Raw genomic sequence first — 19,011 nt, 5'->3', positions numbered from 1 at the left:
GTCGCCCCTCCCAGCGCTATCCGTTGACTGCCTGGCGCGCTGCACGACTCCGGGGCCGAGGTGCCAGCAGCGCTTCGGCCACGAGCCCCATGCGGCTGGCCAGCGAGCCCTTGACCAGCACCACGTCGCCGGGCCGCAAGGCGGCCAGCACCTGGGGCAGGATTTCTTCGGCGCTGTCGGCGTGGCTGCCCAGCCGACTGGCCGGCAGCGAGGCCGCCAGGTGGGTCATCAGGGGGCCGCATGTGAACACCAGATCGATGGCGTTTTGCTCGACCGTCGCGGCCAGGCCGGCGTGCAGGTCGATGGCTCCGTCTCCCAACTCGCGCATGTCGCCAAGCACCGCCAGGCGGCGGCCGCCGGCCTCGACCTGGGCCCCGCCCAGTACCGCCAGACCAGCCTCCACCGAAGCCGGGTTGGCGTTGTAGCTGTCGTCGATCAGGCTGAAGTGGCCCTCGTCCAGTTCCACCCGGTGCAGGCGCCCGCGTCCGGCCGGCGCCTCCAGCTCGGCCAGCGCCAGTGCCGCCAGGCCGAGATCCGCGCCCATCTCCTTGACCGCCGCCAGCACCGCCAGGCTGTTCAGCGCCCAGTGCCGGCCGGGCAGGCCGATCTTGTAGGTGATGGGCTGGCCGGCGATGTCGGCGCTGGCGCAGCTGCATGTGGCATGCAGTGCCAGGCGTTCGAGGCGCACGTCGGCGTCGTCGTTTTGGCCGAAGGAAAGCACCCGGGCGCCGTGCTCGCGGGCGCGCCCGGCCAGCAGCTCGAAGTACTCGCAGTCGCGGTTGATGATGGCGCTGCCGCCGGGCTCCAGGCCCTGGAAGACTTCCGCCTTGGCCTCGGCGATCTCGGCCATTGATGCGAAGAACTCGAGGTGCGCCGCCGTCACCGCCGTGACGATGGCCACCTGCGGCCGCACCTGGCGGGCCAGCGGCACGATCTCGCCGGCGTGGTTCATGCCGATCTCGAAGACGCCGTAGACACTGTGGCGCGGCATGCGGGCCAGGCTCAGCGGCACGCCCCAGAGGTTGTTGTAGCTGGCCAGGCTGGCGTGGCAGGCGCCCGAGCGGCCGAGTGCCCGGTCCAGGGCCTGTTTGGTGCCGGTCTTGCCGACACTGCCGGTGATGGCGGCGATGCGGGCGCCGACCCGGCCCCGGGCGTGGCTGCCCAGAGCCTCAAGTGCGGCTTGGGTGTCGGCCACCTGCAGCAGCGGCGCGGCGCGGCTCAGTCCCTCTGGAATGCGCCGCACCAGGGCCGCCGCGGCGCCTTTGGCCAAAGCCTCGGCCACATGGTCGTGGCCGTTGTTGTGGGGGCCTTCGAGGGCCACGAAAAGTTCGCCCGCCTCGATGCTGCGGCTGTCGATGGAGACGCCGGTGGCGACCCAGTCGCCCAGCGCCCGGCCGCCGGTGGCCTCGCGGGCCTCGCGGGTCGTCCACAGCACTTCCGGGGTCATGGTTGCACCTCGGCGCTGGCCCGAACGGCGCGGCGCGCCTCCTGGGCGTCGTCGAAGGGCCTGATCTCGTGGCCCACCAGCTGACCCTGCTCGTGGCCCTTACCGGCGATCACCAGCACGTCTCCCCGGTCGAGGCCGCCGACCGCCGCCCGGATGGCCACGCCGCGGTCGTTCACCTCGACGCCGCGGTCGCAGCCCTCCAGGACGGCCCGGCGGATGGCGCCCGGCTCCTCGCCGCGCGGGTTGTCGTCGGTGACGATGATGCGGTCGGCCAGGCGGCAGGCGATGTTGCCCATCAGCGGTCGCTTGGCGCGGTCGCGGTCGCCGCCGCAGCCGAATACCACGACCAGGCGGTTGGCGGCCTGCGGCGCCAGGGCCGTGAGGGCGTGGGCCAGGGCATCCGGGGTGTGGGCATAATCGACGTAAACCGGCGCTCCCGAAGTATGCACGGCGACTTTCTCGAGCCGCCCGGGTACCCCCCGCAGATGCTCCAGCGCCGCCACGGCGGCATCGGCCGGCGCTCCCAACGCCAGCACCAGACCCAGGGCGCAGAGCGCGTTGTCGGCCTGGAAGCCGCCGACCAGGGGCAGGCGAACCTCGAAGCGCCGGCCCTCGATCTCGAGGTCGAGCTTTTGTCCTTCGCCATCTTGGCGCTCGGCCACCAGCCGCAGCTCGCTGCCCCGCCGGCCGTAGCTCATGAGGCGCTGGTCGCGCTCACGGCAGATAGCGCGGAGCGCCTCGAATTGGGGCACGTCGGCATTCAGCACCGCCGTGCCATCGGCTGCCAACAGTTCGTCGAACAGGCGCTGCTTGGCGGCCAAATAGCTGGCCTCGTCGCGGTGATAGTCGAGATGGTCCTGGCTCAGGTTGGTAAAGGCGGCGGCGGCCAGGTCGACGCCATCGAGGCGGAATTGATCGAGGCCGTGGCTCGAGGCCTCCATGACCAGGTGGCTGACGCCTTGGTCGGCCAGCCCGGCCAGGCTGCGGTGCAGCGCCACCGGGTCGGGCGTGGTCAGGGCGGCGGCCTCGTCGAGGCTGGCACCAGAGAGACCGAGCGTGCCCAGGCTGGCACCCTGGTGGCCAAGGCTGGCCCAAAGCTGTTCCGTAAAGCGCGCCACCGAGGTTTTGCCGTTGGTGCCGGTGACGGCGGCGATGTGCGCCGGCTGGCGGCCAAAGAAGCGCGCCGCCAGGCGGGCCAGGCGGCGCCGCGGGTTGGCATCGATGATGAGAACGGCGCGGCGTTCGTCAAGCTGGGTGCCGGGCGGCGCCAGCACGGCGACGGCGCCGTCATCCAGGGCCTGGGCGATGAAGTCGCGGCCGTCGTGCTCGCTGCCGGGCAGGGCGGCAAACAGAAAGCCCGGGCGCACCTGTCGGCTGTCTGCCGTCAAGCCTTTGACTTCAAACGAAAAATCGCCGCCGTGGACGTTCCCGGGGGCGTCATCTATGAGGTCAGAAAGTCGCACGGCGCCCCGTTGCCTGTTTGAAGGAAACATAAAAAGCGCTGGCCGGCGTCTGGTCGGCCGTCTTGCCGACGCCCAGCAACGGTCCGGCCCGGGCGATCACCCGGCCCACCACCGGCGCCGCCGTCCAGCCGCCGGTGGCATAGCCGAAGGTCTCTGGCCGGCCCTGGGGCTCGTCCAGCACCGCCAGCACGACGTAGCGCGGCTGCTTCATGGGGAAGGCGCCAACGAACGACGACAGCAGGGCGCGTTGGCGATAGCCTCCGGTGCCTACCTTTTCCGCCGTCCCGGTCTTGCCGCCGACCAAATAGCCCGGCGCCCGGGCCTTCTTGCCGGTGCCCTGTTCGACATTCAGGCGCATCAGCCAGCGCATGACATCCGAGGTGCGTTGCGAGACCACCCGGCGGCCGGGCACGGTGCCCTCGCGGGCCAGCAACGTCGGATTGCGCATCAGGCCGCCGTTGAGCAGCGCCGCCACGGCATTGGCCAGTTGCAGCGGGCTCACGGCGACACCGTGGCCGAAGGCCACCGTCATGGTGTTGATCTCGCGCCAGGGCCGGGGCATCAGCGGCTTGCCCACCTCGGGCAGTTCGATGGCGGCCCGGCGCAGCAGGCCGAGATCGCCGAGGAACTGGCGCTGATGCTTGGCGCCGATGTCCAAGGCTATCTTGGCGGCGCCGATGTTGGAGGAATAGATGAAGATCTCGGGCAGCGTCAGCCAGCGTGCCTTGGCGTGGTCGTCACGGATGGTGAAGCGGGCCACCCGAATGGGCTGGCGGGCATCGAAGCTCCGCTTCAGCCCGACGCCGGCCTCCAGCGCCATGGCCATGGTCAGCGTCTTGAAGGTCGAGCCCATCTCGTAGACCCCCAGCGTGGCTCGGTTGAAGCGAGCCTCGGACGAGGCGGTGGCCAGGCGGTTGGGATCGAAGTCGGGCAGCGACACCAGGGCCACCACTTCGGCGCTGTCGACGTCGAGCACCAGGCCGCTGGCGCCGCGGGCGCGAAACTCCTCGACGGCGCGGCTGAGCTCGCCGTGCAGCACGTGCTGGACGCGGGTATCGAGGCCGAGCCTGAGCGCTTGGCCGGCCGTGTTGCTGCCGGCCGCGAGATCGCTGTCGAAATGCTTTTCCAGGCCGGCCAGGCCGTGGTTGTCGATGCCGGTATAGCCCAGTGTGTGGGCGAACAGATTGCCGTGCGGATAGATGCGCCGGCTCTCGCGCTGGAATCCCAGACCCGGCAGGCCCAGGGCGTTGACCTGGTATTGCTGGCGCGGCGTCAGGTGGCGCTTGATCCAGACAAAGCTCCGCCGTGCCGCCAGCTTGGCTGCCAGGATCCGGGCATCGAGCTCGGGCAGTACCTCGGCCAGGCGCCGGGCCGCCTCACCGGCATCGCGTACCTTGGCCGGCCGGGCATAGAGCGAGGCGGTGGCCACGTTGGTGGCCAGCAGCACGCCGCGGCGGTCGATGATGTCGCGCCGTACCGGCGCCACCACGGCCGCCAGGTCGCGACCCAGCGCCGGCTCGCCGCCACTGCCCCGCAGCACCGTCAAATCGACCAAGCGTCCGGCAATCACGGCAAAGGCCAGGGCAAACAGCGTTGCCACCAGGACCAGCCGGTTGCGGCCGGTTTCCAGCGCCGGGTTGGTCTCGGGACGGGCTGGCCGGGCTGGCGTCATCGGCTTTGCTTCCTTTTGCTGGTGCCCGGGCGGACCGGCTTGCTGCCCGGCAGCAGGGTCTTGAGGTTTGCCACGGGCCGGCTGCTGACCTTCAGTGGCACCGTCGCCAGGGCCTCGATGCCGTGTACCGAAACCGGCGCCAGTTCCAGGTGGCGCTGCGCCAGGCGTTGCAGCCGGGCCGGCCGGTTGAGGTAGCTCCACTCGGCGCGCAGCACCTGGATGGCCTCGTCTTGCTCCAGAAGCTGGCGGTTGAGCCCTGTCAGCCGGCCCTCCAGCCCCTTGACCTCGTACTTCATGTTGTAGAGGCCGTAGGCCATGAGGGCGGCCAGCAGCACCGCGGCGATGGTCAGCGGGCGCCTCATGGGCCCTCCTGCCCCGCCGGGGCCTGCCAGGCCGGGGCGGCGGTGCGCCGGGCCGCCCGCAGGCGGGCCGAGCGGGCCCGCGGGTTGGCTGCCAGCTCGGCCGCGCCGGGGCGGCCGACACGGCGGCGGATGAGCTCGAAGCTGGGCTCCGGCGTTTCGCTGGCCGGGGCGTGACGATGCTGGCCGGCGCCACGGCCGCTACGCTGAGCCAAAAAGCGCTTGACCTCGCGGTCCTCGAGGGAATGGAAGGAGACCACGGCCAGCCGGCCCCGGGGCCTGAGCAGGATCTCGGCGGCGGCCAGGCCGCGGCGCAGCTCGGCGATCTCGTCGTTGACCCAGATGCGCAGCGCCTGGAAGGTGCGGGTGGCGGGATGGATTTTGGGCTGGCCACGGGGACCCCGGGGACCACGTCGGCTGCCGGCCGGTATGGCGGCGACGACGATCTCGGCCAACTCGGCGGTGCCTTGGATGGCGGCGCCTTGGCGGGCCGCCACGATGGCGCCTGCGATGCGGCGGCTGTGGCGTTCCTCGCCGAAGCGGCGGATGACGTCGGCTAGGGTCGGCTCGTCGGCCTGGTTGACCAACTCGGCGGCGCTGGGTCCTGGGCCGCCCATGCGCATGTCGAGCGGGCCATCGTGGCGGAACGAGAAGCCGCGGGCGGCACTGTCGAGTTGCAGTGACGAGAGGCCAAGATCAAGCGCGATGCCGTCGACGGCCGCTATGCCGGCGCCGGCCAGCAGGTCGGGCATTTCCGAGAATCGGCCCTCCAGCATTTTCAGGCGGCCGCCAAAACGCTCGGCCAGGGCCTCGCCCCGGGCCACTGCTTGGGCGTCGCGGTCGATGGCGAAGAGGGTGCAATCGGCGGCGTCGAGCAACCCCCGGGCGTAGCCGCCGGCACCGAAAGTGCCGTCGACCATGATCTCGCCGGCCGCCGGTGACAGGGCGCCCAGTACTTCGGCCAGCATGACCGGTACGTGGCCGCCTTGCCCCATGTTGTCTCCGTCGCGCATGCTTGGTTCTCTAGTCCCCTCTACCCTTGGTTCCGGTCGTCGGTTTGGCGCCGCGCCGCGGTGATGGTCTCGCGGGCGCGCTGGCGGATCTCGGCCCGGCTTCGGCGCATGGCCTCGGGCTCCCAGATCTGGAAGGTGGGGCCGCGGCCAACGAAGGCCGCCTGGTCGCCGATGGCGGCGTGCTGGCGCAGGATCTCGGGCAGCATCACGCGGCCTTCGGGATCGAAAGAGAGCTGCACCGAATCGCCGAAGATGGCGTCGGCCCGCGGGTCGTACTCCGCGGCGAAGGGATCCTCGGCATCGAGCCGGTTCGAAAGCATGGCCATGCGGTCGATGCCGCTGGCGTCGATGGCGGGTTCGCTAAGCGAGGGGTAGGCGACGATGCCGTGAAAGGTCTGGCCGACAAGCTCGGCGCGAAAGGGGGCCGGCACGGAAACGCGCCCCTTTTTGTCGACCTTGTTAACAAAGGTGGATGAGAACAATGCCATCCCCCAGCCCCTTTCCGAAGCCAAGCCTCGGTCCCATCACCCGACCGCCTGAAATGCGCGCTTTCCCTTGCCGATTGCGCCTCAGGCCTCTTCATGGGACGGTATGGGGTATCATGGGAAAACATGGGAGTCAATGGGAAACCAAGTCAAAAATGTATGGTTCAAGAACTAGTTAGCCGTCATTGTTAAACGCTCCAGATATCGCCAAGAGCCCTCCCGGGGGTCTCAAATGCTGCCTCGATTTTGTCTAGGCTTGAATTGTGGCAGAATTGTGTTCGCAGTTTGTTCTTACTAAGGTATTCGCTTCAGAACTTGGCGCCGTGATCGCGGTCGAACTCGGAAAAATGAATTCGACCCTGAAATATTGTGAAATATCAAAGATATAGAGCCAGGATATCAATCTCTGTTCCAGCCTGACGAGGGGCGCCGGCAACTTGCTTTCGGTGCCGTAACTCCTAAGTTTGAGGCCAATACGGCAGCTCTTGGGGTTTTCTCATGGAAAGTGGCATCGTCGAACTGGGGTATCTGGGCATCGAAGCCAGCAGGCCCGAGGCTTGGTGCGATTTTCTTACTGCCACCGTGGGACTTACGCGGGGCGCCGATGATTTTGGTTTCCGCATGGACGCCCGGATGCGGCGCTATGTCATCGAGCCGGGTGCGGCCGACGATGTCGCTTATAGCGGCTGGTTGGCCAGCGACGGAGCGGCGCTGACGGCGCTGGAGCAGCGCCTGACCGCGGCCGGCGTGGCGTGGCGGGCCGGCGGCGCCGATCAAGCCCGGCGGCGCGGCGTTGCCGGCTTCGTGGCGCTTAGCGATCCCGCCGGCAATCCGCTGGAGATCGGCCATGGCGCGGAGAACGCGGCCCAGAGCTTCGCCTCGCCCCTGGTGCCCGGCGGTTTCGTCACCGGCGACCAGGGCCTGGGGCACGTGGTGATCAACGTCGCGCCGGCGCAATATGGCCCCACGATCGCCTTCTACCGTGATCTCCTGGGCCTCGGCCTCTCGGACACCATCGAGGCCACGACGCCGGCCGGGCCCCTCAGCGTCACCTTCTTTCACGCCAATCCCCGCCACCATTCGCTCTCGGTGGTCGGCATGGCGCGCCGCAAGCGCACCCACCACATCATATTCCAAGTGGCCGATTGGGACGACTTCGGCCGCGCCTTCGATCGCTGCCAGGACCAGGGTGTCGAGATCGTCCAGGGCATCGGCCGCCACCCCAACGACCGCATGACCTCTTTCTACGGCCGCACGCCCTCGGGCTTCCAGTTCGAATTGGGCTGGGGCGGCCGCACCATCGGCGCCGACTGGCGGATCGGCAGCTACGACCGCCTCAGCGACTGGGGTCACCGCAGGCCGTGACCAAGTGAAAAATGAGGGCTAAGATCGGCCCATGACGGATGAAATCGCTACCCTGAGCCGGCTGCTCGACGAGTTGGCCGATGATCTGGAGGCCACGCCTTGCAGCTGCCAGCCGCCCGGCCTTTGCCCAAAACACAAGGTGGCTGCGGCGGGCCAGGCGCTGGAGGGCGCGAGAGCCGCTAACCGCCGGGCCCTGGAAGAAGCGCGCAGCCGCTTCGAGGACATCGGCCAGGCCGCCGAGCGCGCCGCCCGGGCCGCCGATTATGCCCACGAGGCGGTCACCGATAGCGGCCGGGCTGCCCGCGAGGCCGCCGAAAGCGCCGAACGGGCAGAGGCGCACTTGAGTGAGCTGCTGCAAGACCCCGACTAGCCTCGAGAGCATCCGGCATGCGTATCATCGATTTCTTCGACCGGGGCGCCGCCCTGGCCCCCGAACGGGCCTTTCTCGTCGATGACGAGGAGAGCCGCACTTATGCTCAGAGCCACGAGCTCAGCCAGGGCATCGCCCAGGCGCTTCAGGCCCTGGGCCTGGGCGACGGCACCAAGGTGGCGGTCTACAGCCCCAACGCCGCCCGGGCCTTCGAATGCATCATCGGCCTGGCCCGGGCCGGCGCCGTTTGGGTGCCGGTCAACGCCCGCAACGCCATCGACGACAATTGCTACATCTTGAACAACACCGAGGCCGAGGTGCTGTTCTACCATTCGTCGTTTGCGGAAAACGTGGCCCGGATGCGCGAGCAATGCCCCGCTCTCGCCACCTTCGTCTGCATCGACCGGGTCGACGGCGATGTGCCGGCGCTGGCCGACTGGATCGTCGAGCCGCCGGGCGAACTGGCTGACTGGCCCGACGATCCGCACCGCCTGGCCATGATCATCGGCTCGGGCGGCACCACCGGCGCACCCAAGGGCGTCATGCTTTCGAGCCTCAATCTGGAAACCATGATCGCCACCATGAACCTCTGCATGCCCAGCCCCGAGCCGCCGGTGCACCTGGTGGTGGCGCCCATGACCCATGCCGCCGGCGTCATGGCGCTGACTCTTATGGGCCTGGGTGCCAGCAACGTCATCCTCAAGGAATTCGACGCCCTGGCGGTGATGCAGGCCATCGAGCGCCACCGCGTCAGCCACCTCTTCCTGCCGCCGACGGCGGTCTACGTCATGCTGGCCCATCCCCGGGTACGCGAGTTCGACTATTCCTCGCTGAAGTATTTCATTTACGCCGCGGCGCCCATGTCGGTGGACAAGCTCAAGCAGGCCATCGAGATCTTCGGGCCGATCATGACCCAGACCTTTGGCCAGGCCGAGGCGCCGATGATCTGCACCTATTTCTCGCCCGCCGAACACACCGAGGCGCTGGCCGGCAACCAGGCCGGCCGGCTGGCCAGTTGCGGCCGCCCGACGCTGCTGACGCCGACCGAGATCATGGACGAAGAGGGCAATATCCTGGGCCCGGGCCAGCCCGGCGAGATCGTGGTGCGCGGCAACATGGTGATGCTGGGCTACTACCGCAACGCCGAGGAAACCGCCAAGGTCTCGAAGTTCGGCTGGCACCACACCGGCGACATCGGCCAGAAGGACGAGGACGGCTACATTTATATCGTCGACCGTTTGAAGGACATGATCATCTCGGGCGGCTTCAACGTCTATCCCAGCGAGATCGAACGCGTGATCTGGAGCCACGCGGCGGTACAGGATTGCGCCGTGGTCGGCGTGCCCGACGAAAAATGGGGGGAAGCCGTCAAGGCGGTGATCGAACTCAAGCCCGGCGCCAGCGTCGCGGTCGAGGAGATCATCGCGCTCTGCAAAGAGAAGCTGGGCTCCGTCAAGGCGCCCAAAAGCGTCGACTTCATCGAGACCCTGCCGCGCAGCCCGGTGGGCAAGGTGCTGAAGCGCGACATTCGCCAGCGCTACTGGCAGGGCCAGGACCGCCAGGTGGGCTGAGCGGATGAAAGCCGCCAAGGCCAAAGCCCGCCTTGAGCAAAGGCGCCAGGAGTTGGTCGAGATAGCCGCCGCCTCGGACGCCGCACGGGCCCCCGTCGAGCTCGACCAGTCCCGCGTCGGCCGGCTCTCGCGCATGGACGCGCTGCAGGTTCAGGCCATGTCGCTGGAAACCGATCGCCGCCGCGGCCAGGAAATCCGCCGCATCGACGCCGCGCTGGCCCGCCTGGCAGCCGACGAATTCGGCGACTGCCTGCGCTGCGGCGAGGAGATCGAACCGGCGCGCTTGGAGCTCGATCCGGCGGTGCCGCTTTGTATCGACTGCGCCGGGGGCTGAAGCGTTTGCGTTGCTCGCGAACTTGAGCGGACGTCGTGGGCGATGGTCACCTGATTAACCATATTCAAAAAAATGGTTACCACGGTAATCATTTGTGTTTGACGCTATCAACGCTTGGCATTAGAATGATTACTGTAACGACCATATTTGGGAAATATGGTCGTTACAGTAACCATTCGAGTAAAGCTATGGGGCGGACAAAATCGCGAGCATATTCGCGCTACAGCAAGGAAGCCGCCGCGCTGCTCGGCAAGCTCATTAGGCTGGGCCGGAAAGAACGCAAGCTGACCGCAGAGGACGTGGCGGATCGGGCGGGCATCACGCGTTACACGCTGCGCAAGATCGAAAACGGTGACCTCAAGTGTGAAATCGGCCTCGTCTTCGAAGTGGCAACGATTGTTGGCGTCACGCTGTTCGATGCCGAAAAATCGACGCTGACCAGGCACACCAAGCTGGCAGACGAAAAGCTGGCCCTGCTCCCCAAAAGCACCCATAAGCCGCGAAGGGTCGTAGAAGATGACTTCTAACGGCTACACCGAGGCTTATGTCTGGATTTGGCTGCCGGCAGAGACGCAGCCGGTGGTCGCCGGTCGGCTATTTGCCGAAGGCGAGGTGTTGCTGTTCAACTACGGTAAAAGCTATCTGGAACGCGACAACGCCATGCCAATCCATGAGCCGGAACTGCCGTTGCAAGCGGGGATGATTCCCCTGCTCCCCGGCCTTTCCCTGCCCAACTGCATCCGAGACGGTGCTCCCGATGCGTGGGGACGGCGCGTCATCATCAACAGGAAGCTGAGCCGCCAGGGGAAAAATGTTACCGACAACCAACTCGACGAGTTGACCTACCTGCTGGAATCTGGCTCCGACCGTATTGGCGCTTTGGATTTTCAGCGCTCTCCCAGTGAATACGTCCCCCGTTCGCCGACAAACGCGTCGCTGGACGAGCTGCTCGAGGCCGCCGAACGCGTCGAGAAAGGCATTCCCCTGACTGCTGAACTTGATCAAGCCCTGCACTATGGAAGTTCGATTGGCGGGGCCCGTCCGAAAGCGCTTGTCGAGGATCACAAGAAGAAATTTATCGCCAAGTTTTCCTCCAGCTCGGACCTCCATAGCGTAGTCAAAGGCGAGTTTGTCGCCATGCGCTTGGCCCACATTGTCGGCCTGAGCGTCGCACCGGTGACGCTTAAGAAGACCGCTAGCAAGGACGTGCTGCTGATTGAACGGTTTGACCGCGTGCTGTCAGCGCAGGGGTGGCAACGCAAAAGCATGGTCTCGGCCCTGACCCTCTTTGAACTCGATGAGATGATGGCCCGTTACGCCAGCTATGAGGACTTGGCGGAAATTGTCCGCCACAGATTCAGCGATGCGCCCGCAAGCTTAAGGGAACTCTTTGGCCGGATGACGTTTAACATCCTCAGCGGTAATACCGATGACCATGCGCGCAACCACGCCGCCTTCTGGGACGGCGAAATACTGACCCTAACCCCCGCCTATGACATTTGCCCGCAGGGGCGTTCCGGCAACGAGGCTTCTCAAGCCATGTTGATATCTGGTGACAATCGCATGAGCCGAATCTCCGCCTGCTTGGAAGCCGCCCATTTGTTCCAGCTCTCGATTGAAGAAGCTGTCGCCATCATCGAAAAACAGATGATTGGTATCGGCGAGAATTGGGCCAAGGTTTGCCAGGCCGCCGAACTTAGCGATGCCGATGGAAATCTATTCTGGGGCCGCCAATTTCTGAATCCTTTTGCCTTTGAGGACTTGGCGGATGAAACAATTCATCTTCGAGATCTCGCCGACGAATTGCGGCAGAAATTCAGGTCTGGCAATCGGCCATAGATCATCCGTGACCGGGGGCGGGGCCGAAGCGACGTGATTGTGCTAGCCTGCCCGCGGATGGTCGCGCTGGCAGTTGCGCAGATCGTGCCAGGCAAAGGCGAACGCGACGGGGGGGAAATGAACAAATCGGCAAAAGATAGTGCCGCCAGCGGCACTGGGACAGGGCGCTCCATACCTACCTATGAGGCGCTGGCCCACGACCTCAAGAATCTTGGTGTCGATACGGTATTCGGCCTGATGAGCGACGACACGGCGATGCTGGCGACGGAGATCGACGCCATCGGCATCCCCTTTTTGGGCGCCCGGCACGAGAACAGCGCCATCGCCATGGCCGAAGGTTATGCCGCCGCCTCCGGCCGGCTGGGCGTCGCCGTCATCGGCCGCGGGCCGGCCGCGGCGAATGGGCTGCACGGGGCCGTCAGTGCCTCGCGGACGGGCTCGAAGGTCCTGCTCATTTACGGCGAGGCGCCGGTGGGCGGCGGCGGGCCGAACAGCATCGGGCCCGATTACAAGACCTTTGATTCCCGTGGCGTCTTCACCGCCGCCGGCTTGCAGGCCTACTTTCCCACCACGCCCCGGGCCGCCCGGACGGCGCTTGCCGATGCCGTGGCGATGGCCATGCGGGGCCGGTTGATAACGCTCCACCTGCCCACTGACGTTCAGCTTGCCGATCTCGAGGTGCAGGATGACCAAAAGCCCATCGCCCAGCCACCCTCAAGGCTCGGCGCCGGGGCCCGGCCGCCGGGCATCGCCACCACCATCGGCCTGCTGGCAGCCAGCCAACGGCCCCTGATCGTTGCCGGTTGGGGCGCCCATCTGGCGGAGGCGGGGCCGACGCTGGAAAGCCTGGCTGACAAAATCGGCGCCTTGCTGATTACCACGGCCCGGGGCAAGGACATGTTCCGGGGCAACCCCAACAACCTGGGCATCCTGGGTTCCTTCTCCCATTCATTGGGGCGGCGCTATGTGGCCGAAGCCGATTGCGTGCTGGTTTTTGGCGCCGGCCTGAACTTCCTGACCATGAGTTTCGGTAATGCCCTGCCCGCCGCGCCGCTGGTTCAAGTGGATCAGGTGCGCAGCAATATTGGCCGCTGGACCAACGCCGATGTTGCTCTGGTCGGCGATGCCCGTGTCGTGGCGGAACAGATCCTGGAGGCGGTGCCGACCCGGTCGCCGGCCGAAAAGCCCTTCCACTCCGGCGAGGTGCGGCAAAGTCTTGCCGATTTTGACATCGCCACCGATTTCTCGGCCGCCCCCACCGCCCGCACCGTCGATCCGCGCTCCCTGGCCATTGAGCTCGACCGGCTTTTGCCGGCCCAGCGCCAACTGATCTATGACGGGGGCAATTTCCTGGGCGTGGTTCCTTACCTCACGACGCCCGGACCGGGGCATTTCAAAATGACCAATGAATTCGCCTCCATCGGCCTCGGCTTCGGTACAGCGCTGGGCGTCGCCAAGGCGCGGCCGGAGACGACGACGGTGCTGATCATCGGCGACGGTGCCTTCGTCATGACCATGAGCGAGCTTGATACCGCGGCCCGCGAAGATCTTCCCCTCATCGTGGTGTTGATGAATGATTGTGCCTACGGGGCCGAGCTGCATCTGCTTCGGGCGCATCAGCAGCCTGTCGAAAAGTCGCTGTTTCCGGACGTCGATTTTGCCCCTGTCGCCGAAGCGTTCGGTTTCCAGGCAGCGACCATACGCACCCTGGACGACTTGGGCGCCGTCGCCCCTTTGCTGAACGACCCTCAGGGGCCGATCTTCCTGGACTGCAAGATCAACGCCGACATTGCCGCCCCCTTCATGAGCGAGTTTGCTGCCTTCGAGGGCCGGGATGGGTAGTCCGGATTTGTCACCGGGTCATCGCCCGCGCCGGTGCCTCTCCTGTGCGAACAGGCGCTGGATGTCCGCCATCTCTTTGGGCCGGGCCTGGCGATAGGCCTGGCGCCGGGCGGCGAAGCCCTGCATGTGGGTTTCCAGGTTGTTGGGCCTGAGCAGGATACCGAAGTCGGCCGGGACCGGTGCCAGGTCGCCATAGTCGAAGGCGCGCTGTCCCATCAGCGGGCTGACGGACTGTTTGTAGTGGGACGATCCCCAGTACCATTTGGTCACTTGCGTGCTGCCTTGCGGCGGTACCTTTTCCGTGGTGATGGAGTTGTAGCCGCTGAAATCCCAAAGCTCGAATTCCACCGCCCCGGGGTGGCGGGCCCGGTCCGAGGCCAGCACGGCGACCAGTTCACGCTTCCAGGATTCGAACACCGGCCAGGCGCCCGAGCCATGCAACACTTCGAGCATGTGGGCGTGATAGGGATGGATGGCCAGCATCAGCTTTATGTTCTTGGCTCGGCAGAAGGCCACCAGGCGTTCGAAATAGACCATCGAGCCGTTGGGCCAGCCGGCGGTCGGCCCGAAATTCATGGGATGTGCCTGCAACAGCCGAATATGCTTGCGGTTTTGTTTGCGAAAGCTGCGCCAATAGCTTTTTACCTTGGCATATTCGTCGCCTTCCCTGACCGGATTGAAGCCCAGCATGGTGCGGGTCGAGGCCCAGGGCTCGTCTTGATCCATCACCGTGGCGATCGACTTCATCAGCGTCGGCCAGGCCACATAGATCTGATGCAGATCGCGAAATCGGGCGAGGTTCCAAAGCCGCGTGATTTGGCCGTCCAACTGTACCGCCAGGCGGCCCTCGCTGAAGTTCGAGGCCTGGCGGAACATGTTGGTGTTGAAGGCAAAGATATCCAGCCCCAGCACCGCCACCTTCAGGGTGCCCAAGCGCGCCGCATGCTGGAGATAGCGATAGTTCTCGTAGATCGTCGATCCGGGCAGGCCGGCATTGTAGATCGAGCGGTGGAAACGCACCGAGGCGCCGGCCGGATTGAAGCCCTGCTCGACCCGGGAATTGCCCAGCAGCACGCCTTCGGGGCTCTGGCTGGTGATGTTGTAGGCCTTGGCCAGCCGCAGATTGCCTTGGGCCGAAGGCTTGACCGCGTTGAAGCCCTCGATCTCGACCAGACGATGGACGCCATAGGGGTCGATGACCAGGTTCACGGCCGCCGAGACCAGCGCCAGGGCGATGACCACGGCCACCACGCCGATGAGGAATTTTTTGTCGCCATTCATCGGCTGTCCTCAGAACTGGTAATAGAGGAATTCGCTGACGCGGTTGAGGTTCAAGAGCGCCAAGGCAAACATCACACCGATGGCCAGGGCCCAGCCCAGTCCCGGCCGCCAAAAGAGGGGCCATCTGCCCCGCAACAGCGGCGGTACCGGGTCCTCGGCCATTTTCTCTTCATCGAACTCATAAGCCGGCTCGTATCGCGCCATCAATTGCTGGGTATTGGGCGCCTGCCAGAGCACGATCAGCCAGCCCACCAGCCAGACCAGGGATTCCAGATTGGCCTGGCTCACCGCCGGCCCGGCAAAACTGAAGCCCAGCGATTGCAACAGCGCCAGTGGTCCGACCGTGGCCCATTCCGCCGGCAGGTTGATCATGCCGCGATAGACCGCCAGGGCACCGTCCATGGTCTGGGCCCGAAACGGCACCCAGGCCAGCGTCACCACGAGCAGGGTGAAAAGTCGTGCCAGGGTGCGCAGCAAGGGATTCTCGCTGGGCCGGCCCCAAAGCGCGCGCCAGAGATGATTGAGCACCAGAAAGAGGCCGTGCAAAAAGCCCCAGAGCAGGAAATTCCAACCCGCCCCGTGCCACAGTCCGCCCAGCACCATCGTCGCCATCAGATTGACGTAGCGCCGCGTCTTGCCGCGCCGGCTGCCGCCCAGCGCGATATAGAGATAGTCGCGCAGAAAGCGCGACAGCGTCAGATGCCAGCGCCGCCAGAAATCGATAATGCCGGTCGCCTGATAGGGCGAATTGAAATTGATGGGCAGGCGAATTCCGAACATGCGGGCGGCGCCGATGGCCATGTCGGAATAGCCGGAAAAATCGAAATAGAGCTGCAAGCCGTAACAGAAAGTGCCTTGCCAGGCGGCGAAGAAGTCGAGCGTGGCGCCGCCTTCGGCACTGGCGAATACCGGTGTCGCCACCATGGCCAGGTTGTCGGCCAGCACCACTTTCTTGAATAGACCGATAGCGAAGATGGAACCGCCGACGCTGAGGTTTCTGAGATCAGGCCGGTAAGTATGGGCGGTGGCGAACTGGGGCAGCATTTCCTTGTGATGGACGATGGGGCCGGCGATCAGTTGGGGAAAGAACAGCACGAACAGGCTGTATTCGACGAAATCATAGCGCCCCACGTCGCCCTTGGCGGTGTCCACCAGATAGGCGATCTGCTGGAAGGTGAAAAACGAGATGCCGATCGGCAGCAGCACTTCGCCCACGGAAAGCGTGCTGCCGGTCAGATGGCCGATGCTGTCGAGAAAGAAATTGGCGTACTTGAAATAGGCCAGCAGGCCGAGATTGAAGACGATACCGCCGATCAGAATATGGCGCGCCCGCTTCGCGGCCTCCGCCTCCCGGGCGCCGCTGATATACTGGCCAAGGGTATAATTGACCGCCATCGATCCGCCCACCAGCAGCAGATAGATCGGGTTCCACCAGCCGTAATAGAATAATGACGCCGCCACCAGCCAGAGCAGCGAGGCCCGTTCGTTACCCAGTCGTCCAAGCAGGAAGAATCCGACCAGGGTGCCGGGCAGGAACAAAAAAATGAAGACGTCCGTATTGAACAGCACGCGGATTCATCCATAAGAAGGAGCGTTGCGATTGCCCGAAAGTATGGCCCATGATGGGCACCCTGTCATACGCCCTCGAAACCGGGAGTCCGGCGAACAATGAGAGCATTCCTGGCTGCCCTGTTCTTCACTCTGCCATGGTCGGCGGCGCTGGCGGGAAACGAACCCTGGACAATCGGGCCACGCACGCTGCCGGCTCCCGCTGGCGCCAGCGAGGTGATCCGGGCGGGCATCGCCAACAGGGCGCAGCCGGACGTGGCCAAGCACGTGCGCCAGACCACGGTCGTCCCGGGAAAGGACTTCCGCCGCAGGATCCGGGCCGCCAATGCCCGCCGCGGGGCGGAAGCCAAGTTCCGTGCCAAGCGTTGGGGGGTGACGATTGGCAAGGCGGAGATCGCCGGCGTCAGCGTGCGCACGGCGACGCCGGCCGGGATCGATCCGGCCAATCGGAGCCGCCTGTTCGTGCATTTGCACGGTGGCGCCTACGTCATTGGCGCCGGCAAGGCCATCCTGTTGGAAGCCGTACTGATCGCCCATCGGGGGCGTATCCCGGTGGTCTCCATTGACTACCGCATGCCGCCCGATCATCCCTTTCCCGCCGCCGTCGACGACGTGGTGGCGGTCTGGCGTGAGCTCCTTGCCGAACGCCAGGCCAAGTCGATGGCGCTTGGCGGCACCTCGGCCGGCGGCGGGCTGACCCTGGCGGCGACGCAGCGCTTCATCGAACTCGGCCTCGAGGTGCCGGGTGCGCTCTGGGCCGGGACGCCCTGGGCCGACCTCTCGAAAACCGGCGACAGCCTGTACACCAACGAGGGCATCGACCACAAGCTAGTGAGCTACCACGGACTCCTGGAGAGCGCCGCCAAGCTCTATGCCGATGGCCGTGACCTGAAGACGCCGCTGATCTCGCCCGTCTATGGCTCCTTCAAGGGCTTCCCGCCCACCTACCTGGTCACCGGCACGCGGGACCTTTTCCTCAGCGACACGGTCCGCGTCCACCGCAAGATGCGCGTTGCCGGTGTGGTGGCCGACCTCAACGTCTACGAAGGCGTGTCGCACGGCGATTATTTTTTCCGCGATTCGCCGGAATTCGAGCAGTCTTCGGGTGAGCTCAGGGATTTCCTGCTGCGCCATCTCGATTAGCAGGCTATCGTCGTGGGATCGACCTGCCTGCCCCGGGGGAACAACCATGCGCCAGAGTGGCGTTTCCGTCCGCATCGCCTTGGCGGCGATCCTGCTGCTGGCCTTTCCGGTCCGGGCGGCGGAGCCTATTCTCCTGGCCCCGGCCGAGCCGCAGCCCGAGGCCGGCTCGCTGCGGCCCGGACTGGCCGTCGCCTACGCCTATCGCGAGGTCAAGTGGCTGGATGAAGCCGAGGTCTGGGCCGACGACACCAAGCCGGGCACGCCGCTGGCGGGATTCGTCTACGCCAATTCAGCCACTGGTGACACGGTTCTGACCTCGGATGCCAGGGAACTCGTGGTCGCCTTCATCGAAGGCTATTTGCGCCTCGAAGCGGGGACCCACGAGCTCGAGTTCTATTCCAACGACGGCCTGCGTGTCGCGCTGGGCGGCGTTCAGGTCTACGAGCACGATGGCAGGCACACCTGTCAAAACGATGGGGTGGTGCTGGTCAGCGTCCCCAAAACCGCCTGGTACCCGGTCAAGGCACTGTTTTTTCAACGCAAGCTCACCGCCTGCCTCAATTTGCGCGTCCGGTCATCCGGCGGGGTCTGGCGCTTCACCGTTCCGGGTTCATACGCCCACGCCGCCAACTAGAGAAATCCAAACTAGGCCCGCGCCGTGGGCCGGCTGGAGACGCGTTGCCACCAGGCACCCAGGTTGGCCAGATCGTCGGGGGCGCGGACGCCGATGCCCTTGCCCATCAACAGGCCGCACTGGAGCGCGATGTCGGCCACGGTGTAGTCGTCCGTGGCGATGAACTCGCGGCCTTCGAGTTCGCGGTCGAGCCAGGCGTAGCGTTCCTGCACGGTCTCGACGCAGGCGGCGCCCCATTCCGGGATCTGGGTCAGCACGCCCTTCCACATCTCGTGGGTGTGGCCGAAGACGTGCATCAAGGACTGCAGGATCTCGAGCTCGGCCCGGCGGTGCCACATCTCGACGCGGGCGCGCTCCAGCGCGTCGCGGCCGAACATCGGCGGCTCCGGGTGCAATTCCTCAAGATAGCGGCAAATCGCCACGCTCTCAGCGATGCAGGTGCCGTCGTCGAGTTCTAAAACCGGCATCTTGCCCAGCGAATTCTTGGCCAGATACTCGGGCGTCTTCTGCTCGCCCTTGCTCATGTCGATGGCGACGGTGGGGATCTCGATGCCCTTTTCCGCTAGGTAGATGCGCACGCGGCGGGTGTTGGGCGAGGCGGCCAGGTCATAGAGTTTCACGGGA

The 19,011-nt window shown here is 65.7% G+C and carries 18 protein-coding genes; 9 read left to right on the top strand and 9 right to left on the bottom strand.

Annotated elements, in window-relative coordinates:
• Positions 1-16: 16 nt before the first annotated feature.
• From QGG75_05825 to mraZ, 6 genes are read right to left on the bottom strand one after another with little or no spacing between them, the layout of a single operon-like run.
• A complete protein-coding gene (locus QGG75_05825; GenBank protein MDP6066762.1) occupies positions 17-1,447 on the bottom strand; it encodes a UDP-N-acetylmuramoylalanyl-D-glutamyl-2,6-diaminopimelate--D-alanyl-D-alanine ligase in 1,431 nt (476 codons plus the stop codon).
• The gene (locus QGG75_05820) at positions 1,444-2,892 is read right to left on the bottom strand and encodes a UDP-N-acetylmuramoyl-L-alanyl-D-glutamate--2,6-diaminopimelate ligase (protein ID MDP6066761.1); all 1,449 of its coding nucleotides are present in this window, start codon (positions 2,890-2,892) and stop codon (positions 1,444-1,446) included. Before QGG75_05820 ends, QGG75_05825 begins: the two co-directional genes overlap by 4 nt.
• 4 nt (positions 2,893-2,896) lie before the next feature.
• On the bottom strand, positions 2,897-4,582 hold the full coding sequence (locus tag QGG75_05815) for a penicillin-binding protein 2 (GenBank protein ID MDP6066760.1): 1,686 nt from the start codon (positions 4,580-4,582) through the stop codon (positions 2,897-2,899).
• Positions 4,579-4,944: a hypothetical protein gene (locus QGG75_05810; protein ID MDP6066759.1), complete on the bottom strand. Its 366-nt coding sequence runs from the start codon at positions 4,942-4,944 to the stop codon at positions 4,579-4,581. Before QGG75_05810 ends, QGG75_05815 begins: the two co-directional genes overlap by 4 nt.
• Complete coding sequence (rsmH, locus tag QGG75_05805; GenBank protein ID MDP6066758.1) at positions 4,941-5,954, bottom strand: 16S rRNA (cytosine(1402)-N(4))-methyltransferase RsmH; 1,014 nt, start codon at positions 5,952-5,954, stop codon at positions 4,941-4,943. Before rsmH ends, QGG75_05810 begins: the two co-directional genes overlap by 4 nt.
• Before the next feature lie 20 nt (positions 5,955-5,974).
• On the bottom strand, positions 5,975-6,442 hold the full coding sequence (gene mraZ / locus QGG75_05800) for a division/cell wall cluster transcriptional repressor MraZ (protein ID MDP6066757.1): 468 nt from the start codon (positions 6,440-6,442) through the stop codon (positions 5,975-5,977).
• A gap of 495 nt (positions 6,443-6,937) precedes the next feature.
• Between mraZ and QGG75_05795 the strand changes: the two genes are divergently transcribed.
• The 7 genes from QGG75_05795 to QGG75_05765 all read left to right on the top strand — a co-directional run bounded on the left by QGG75_05795 (position 6,938) and on the right by QGG75_05765 (position 13,760).
• Positions 6,938-7,804: a VOC family protein gene (locus tag QGG75_05795; GenBank protein ID MDP6066756.1), complete on the top strand. Its 867-nt coding sequence runs from the start codon at positions 6,938-6,940 to the stop codon at positions 7,802-7,804.
• Positions 7,805-7,835: 31 nt separating this feature from the next.
• The gene (locus QGG75_05790) at positions 7,836-8,174 is read left to right on the top strand and encodes a hypothetical protein (GenBank protein ID MDP6066755.1); all 339 of its coding nucleotides are present in this window, start codon (positions 7,836-7,838) and stop codon (positions 8,172-8,174) included.
• A 17-nt stretch (positions 8,175-8,191) separates the two neighbouring features.
• Positions 8,192-9,745 carry an AMP-binding protein gene (locus QGG75_05785; GenBank protein ID MDP6066754.1) on the top strand — a complete coding sequence of 518 codons (1,554 nt, stop codon included), beginning with the start codon at positions 8,192-8,194 and terminating at the stop codon, positions 9,743-9,745.
• Between the two features lie 4 nt (positions 9,746-9,749).
• Positions 9,750-10,079: a TraR/DksA C4-type zinc finger protein gene (locus tag QGG75_05780; protein MDP6066753.1), complete on the top strand. Its 330-nt coding sequence runs from the start codon at positions 9,750-9,752 to the stop codon at positions 10,077-10,079.
• A gap of 188 nt (positions 10,080-10,267) precedes the next feature.
• Positions 10,268-10,606, top strand: coding sequence for a helix-turn-helix transcriptional regulator (locus QGG75_05775; GenBank protein MDP6066752.1), 339 nt, complete (start codon positions 10,268-10,270; stop codon positions 10,604-10,606).
• Positions 10,596-11,918, top strand: coding sequence for a HipA domain-containing protein (locus QGG75_05770; protein ID MDP6066751.1), 1,323 nt, complete (start codon positions 10,596-10,598; stop codon positions 11,916-11,918). Before QGG75_05775 ends, QGG75_05770 begins: the two co-directional genes overlap by 11 nt.
• A gap of 117 nt (positions 11,919-12,035) precedes the next feature.
• A complete protein-coding gene (locus QGG75_05765) occupies positions 12,036-13,760 on the top strand; it encodes a thiamine pyrophosphate-binding protein (protein MDP6066750.1) in 1,725 nt (574 codons plus the stop codon).
• Between the two features lie 18 nt (positions 13,761-13,778).
• On the opposite strand, the gene QGG75_05760 is transcribed toward QGG75_05765, so the two are convergent.
• On the bottom strand, positions 13,779-15,041 hold the full coding sequence (locus QGG75_05760) for a hypothetical protein (protein MDP6066749.1): 1,263 nt from the start codon (positions 15,039-15,041) through the stop codon (positions 13,779-13,781).
• Positions 15,042-15,050: 9 nt separating this feature from the next.
• Positions 15,051-16,610, bottom strand: coding sequence for an MBOAT family protein (locus QGG75_05755; protein ID MDP6066748.1), 1,560 nt, complete (start codon positions 16,608-16,610; stop codon positions 15,051-15,053).
• 99 nt (positions 16,611-16,709) lie between these two features.
• Here QGG75_05755 and QGG75_05750 point away from each other — a divergent pair, with 99 nt between their 5' ends.
• Both QGG75_05750 and QGG75_05745 read left to right on the top strand, forming a co-directional pair.
• On the top strand, positions 16,710-17,753 hold the full coding sequence (locus QGG75_05750) for an alpha/beta hydrolase (protein ID MDP6066747.1): 1,044 nt from the start codon (positions 16,710-16,712) through the stop codon (positions 17,751-17,753).
• Between the two features lie 46 nt (positions 17,754-17,799).
• Positions 17,800-18,387 carry a hypothetical protein gene (locus QGG75_05745; GenBank protein MDP6066746.1) on the top strand — a complete coding sequence of 196 codons (588 nt, stop codon included), beginning with the start codon at positions 17,800-17,802 and terminating at the stop codon, positions 18,385-18,387.
• Between the two features lie 11 nt (positions 18,388-18,398).
• Here the strand turns inward: QGG75_05745 and QGG75_05740 are convergent, their stop codons facing one another.
• Positions 18,399-19,007, bottom strand: a complete 609-nt coding sequence (locus QGG75_05740; protein MDP6066745.1) for a glutathione S-transferase family protein — start codon at positions 19,005-19,007, stop codon at positions 18,399-18,401.
• Positions 19,008-19,011: the final 4 nt, after the last annotated feature.

Source organism: Alphaproteobacteria bacterium (genome assembly GCA_030740435.1).
Lineage (GTDB): Bacteria > Pseudomonadota > Alphaproteobacteria > UBA2966 > UBA2966.
Note: the sequence above shows the minus strand (reverse complement) of the source record. Positions and strands in the feature narration are given on the sequence as shown.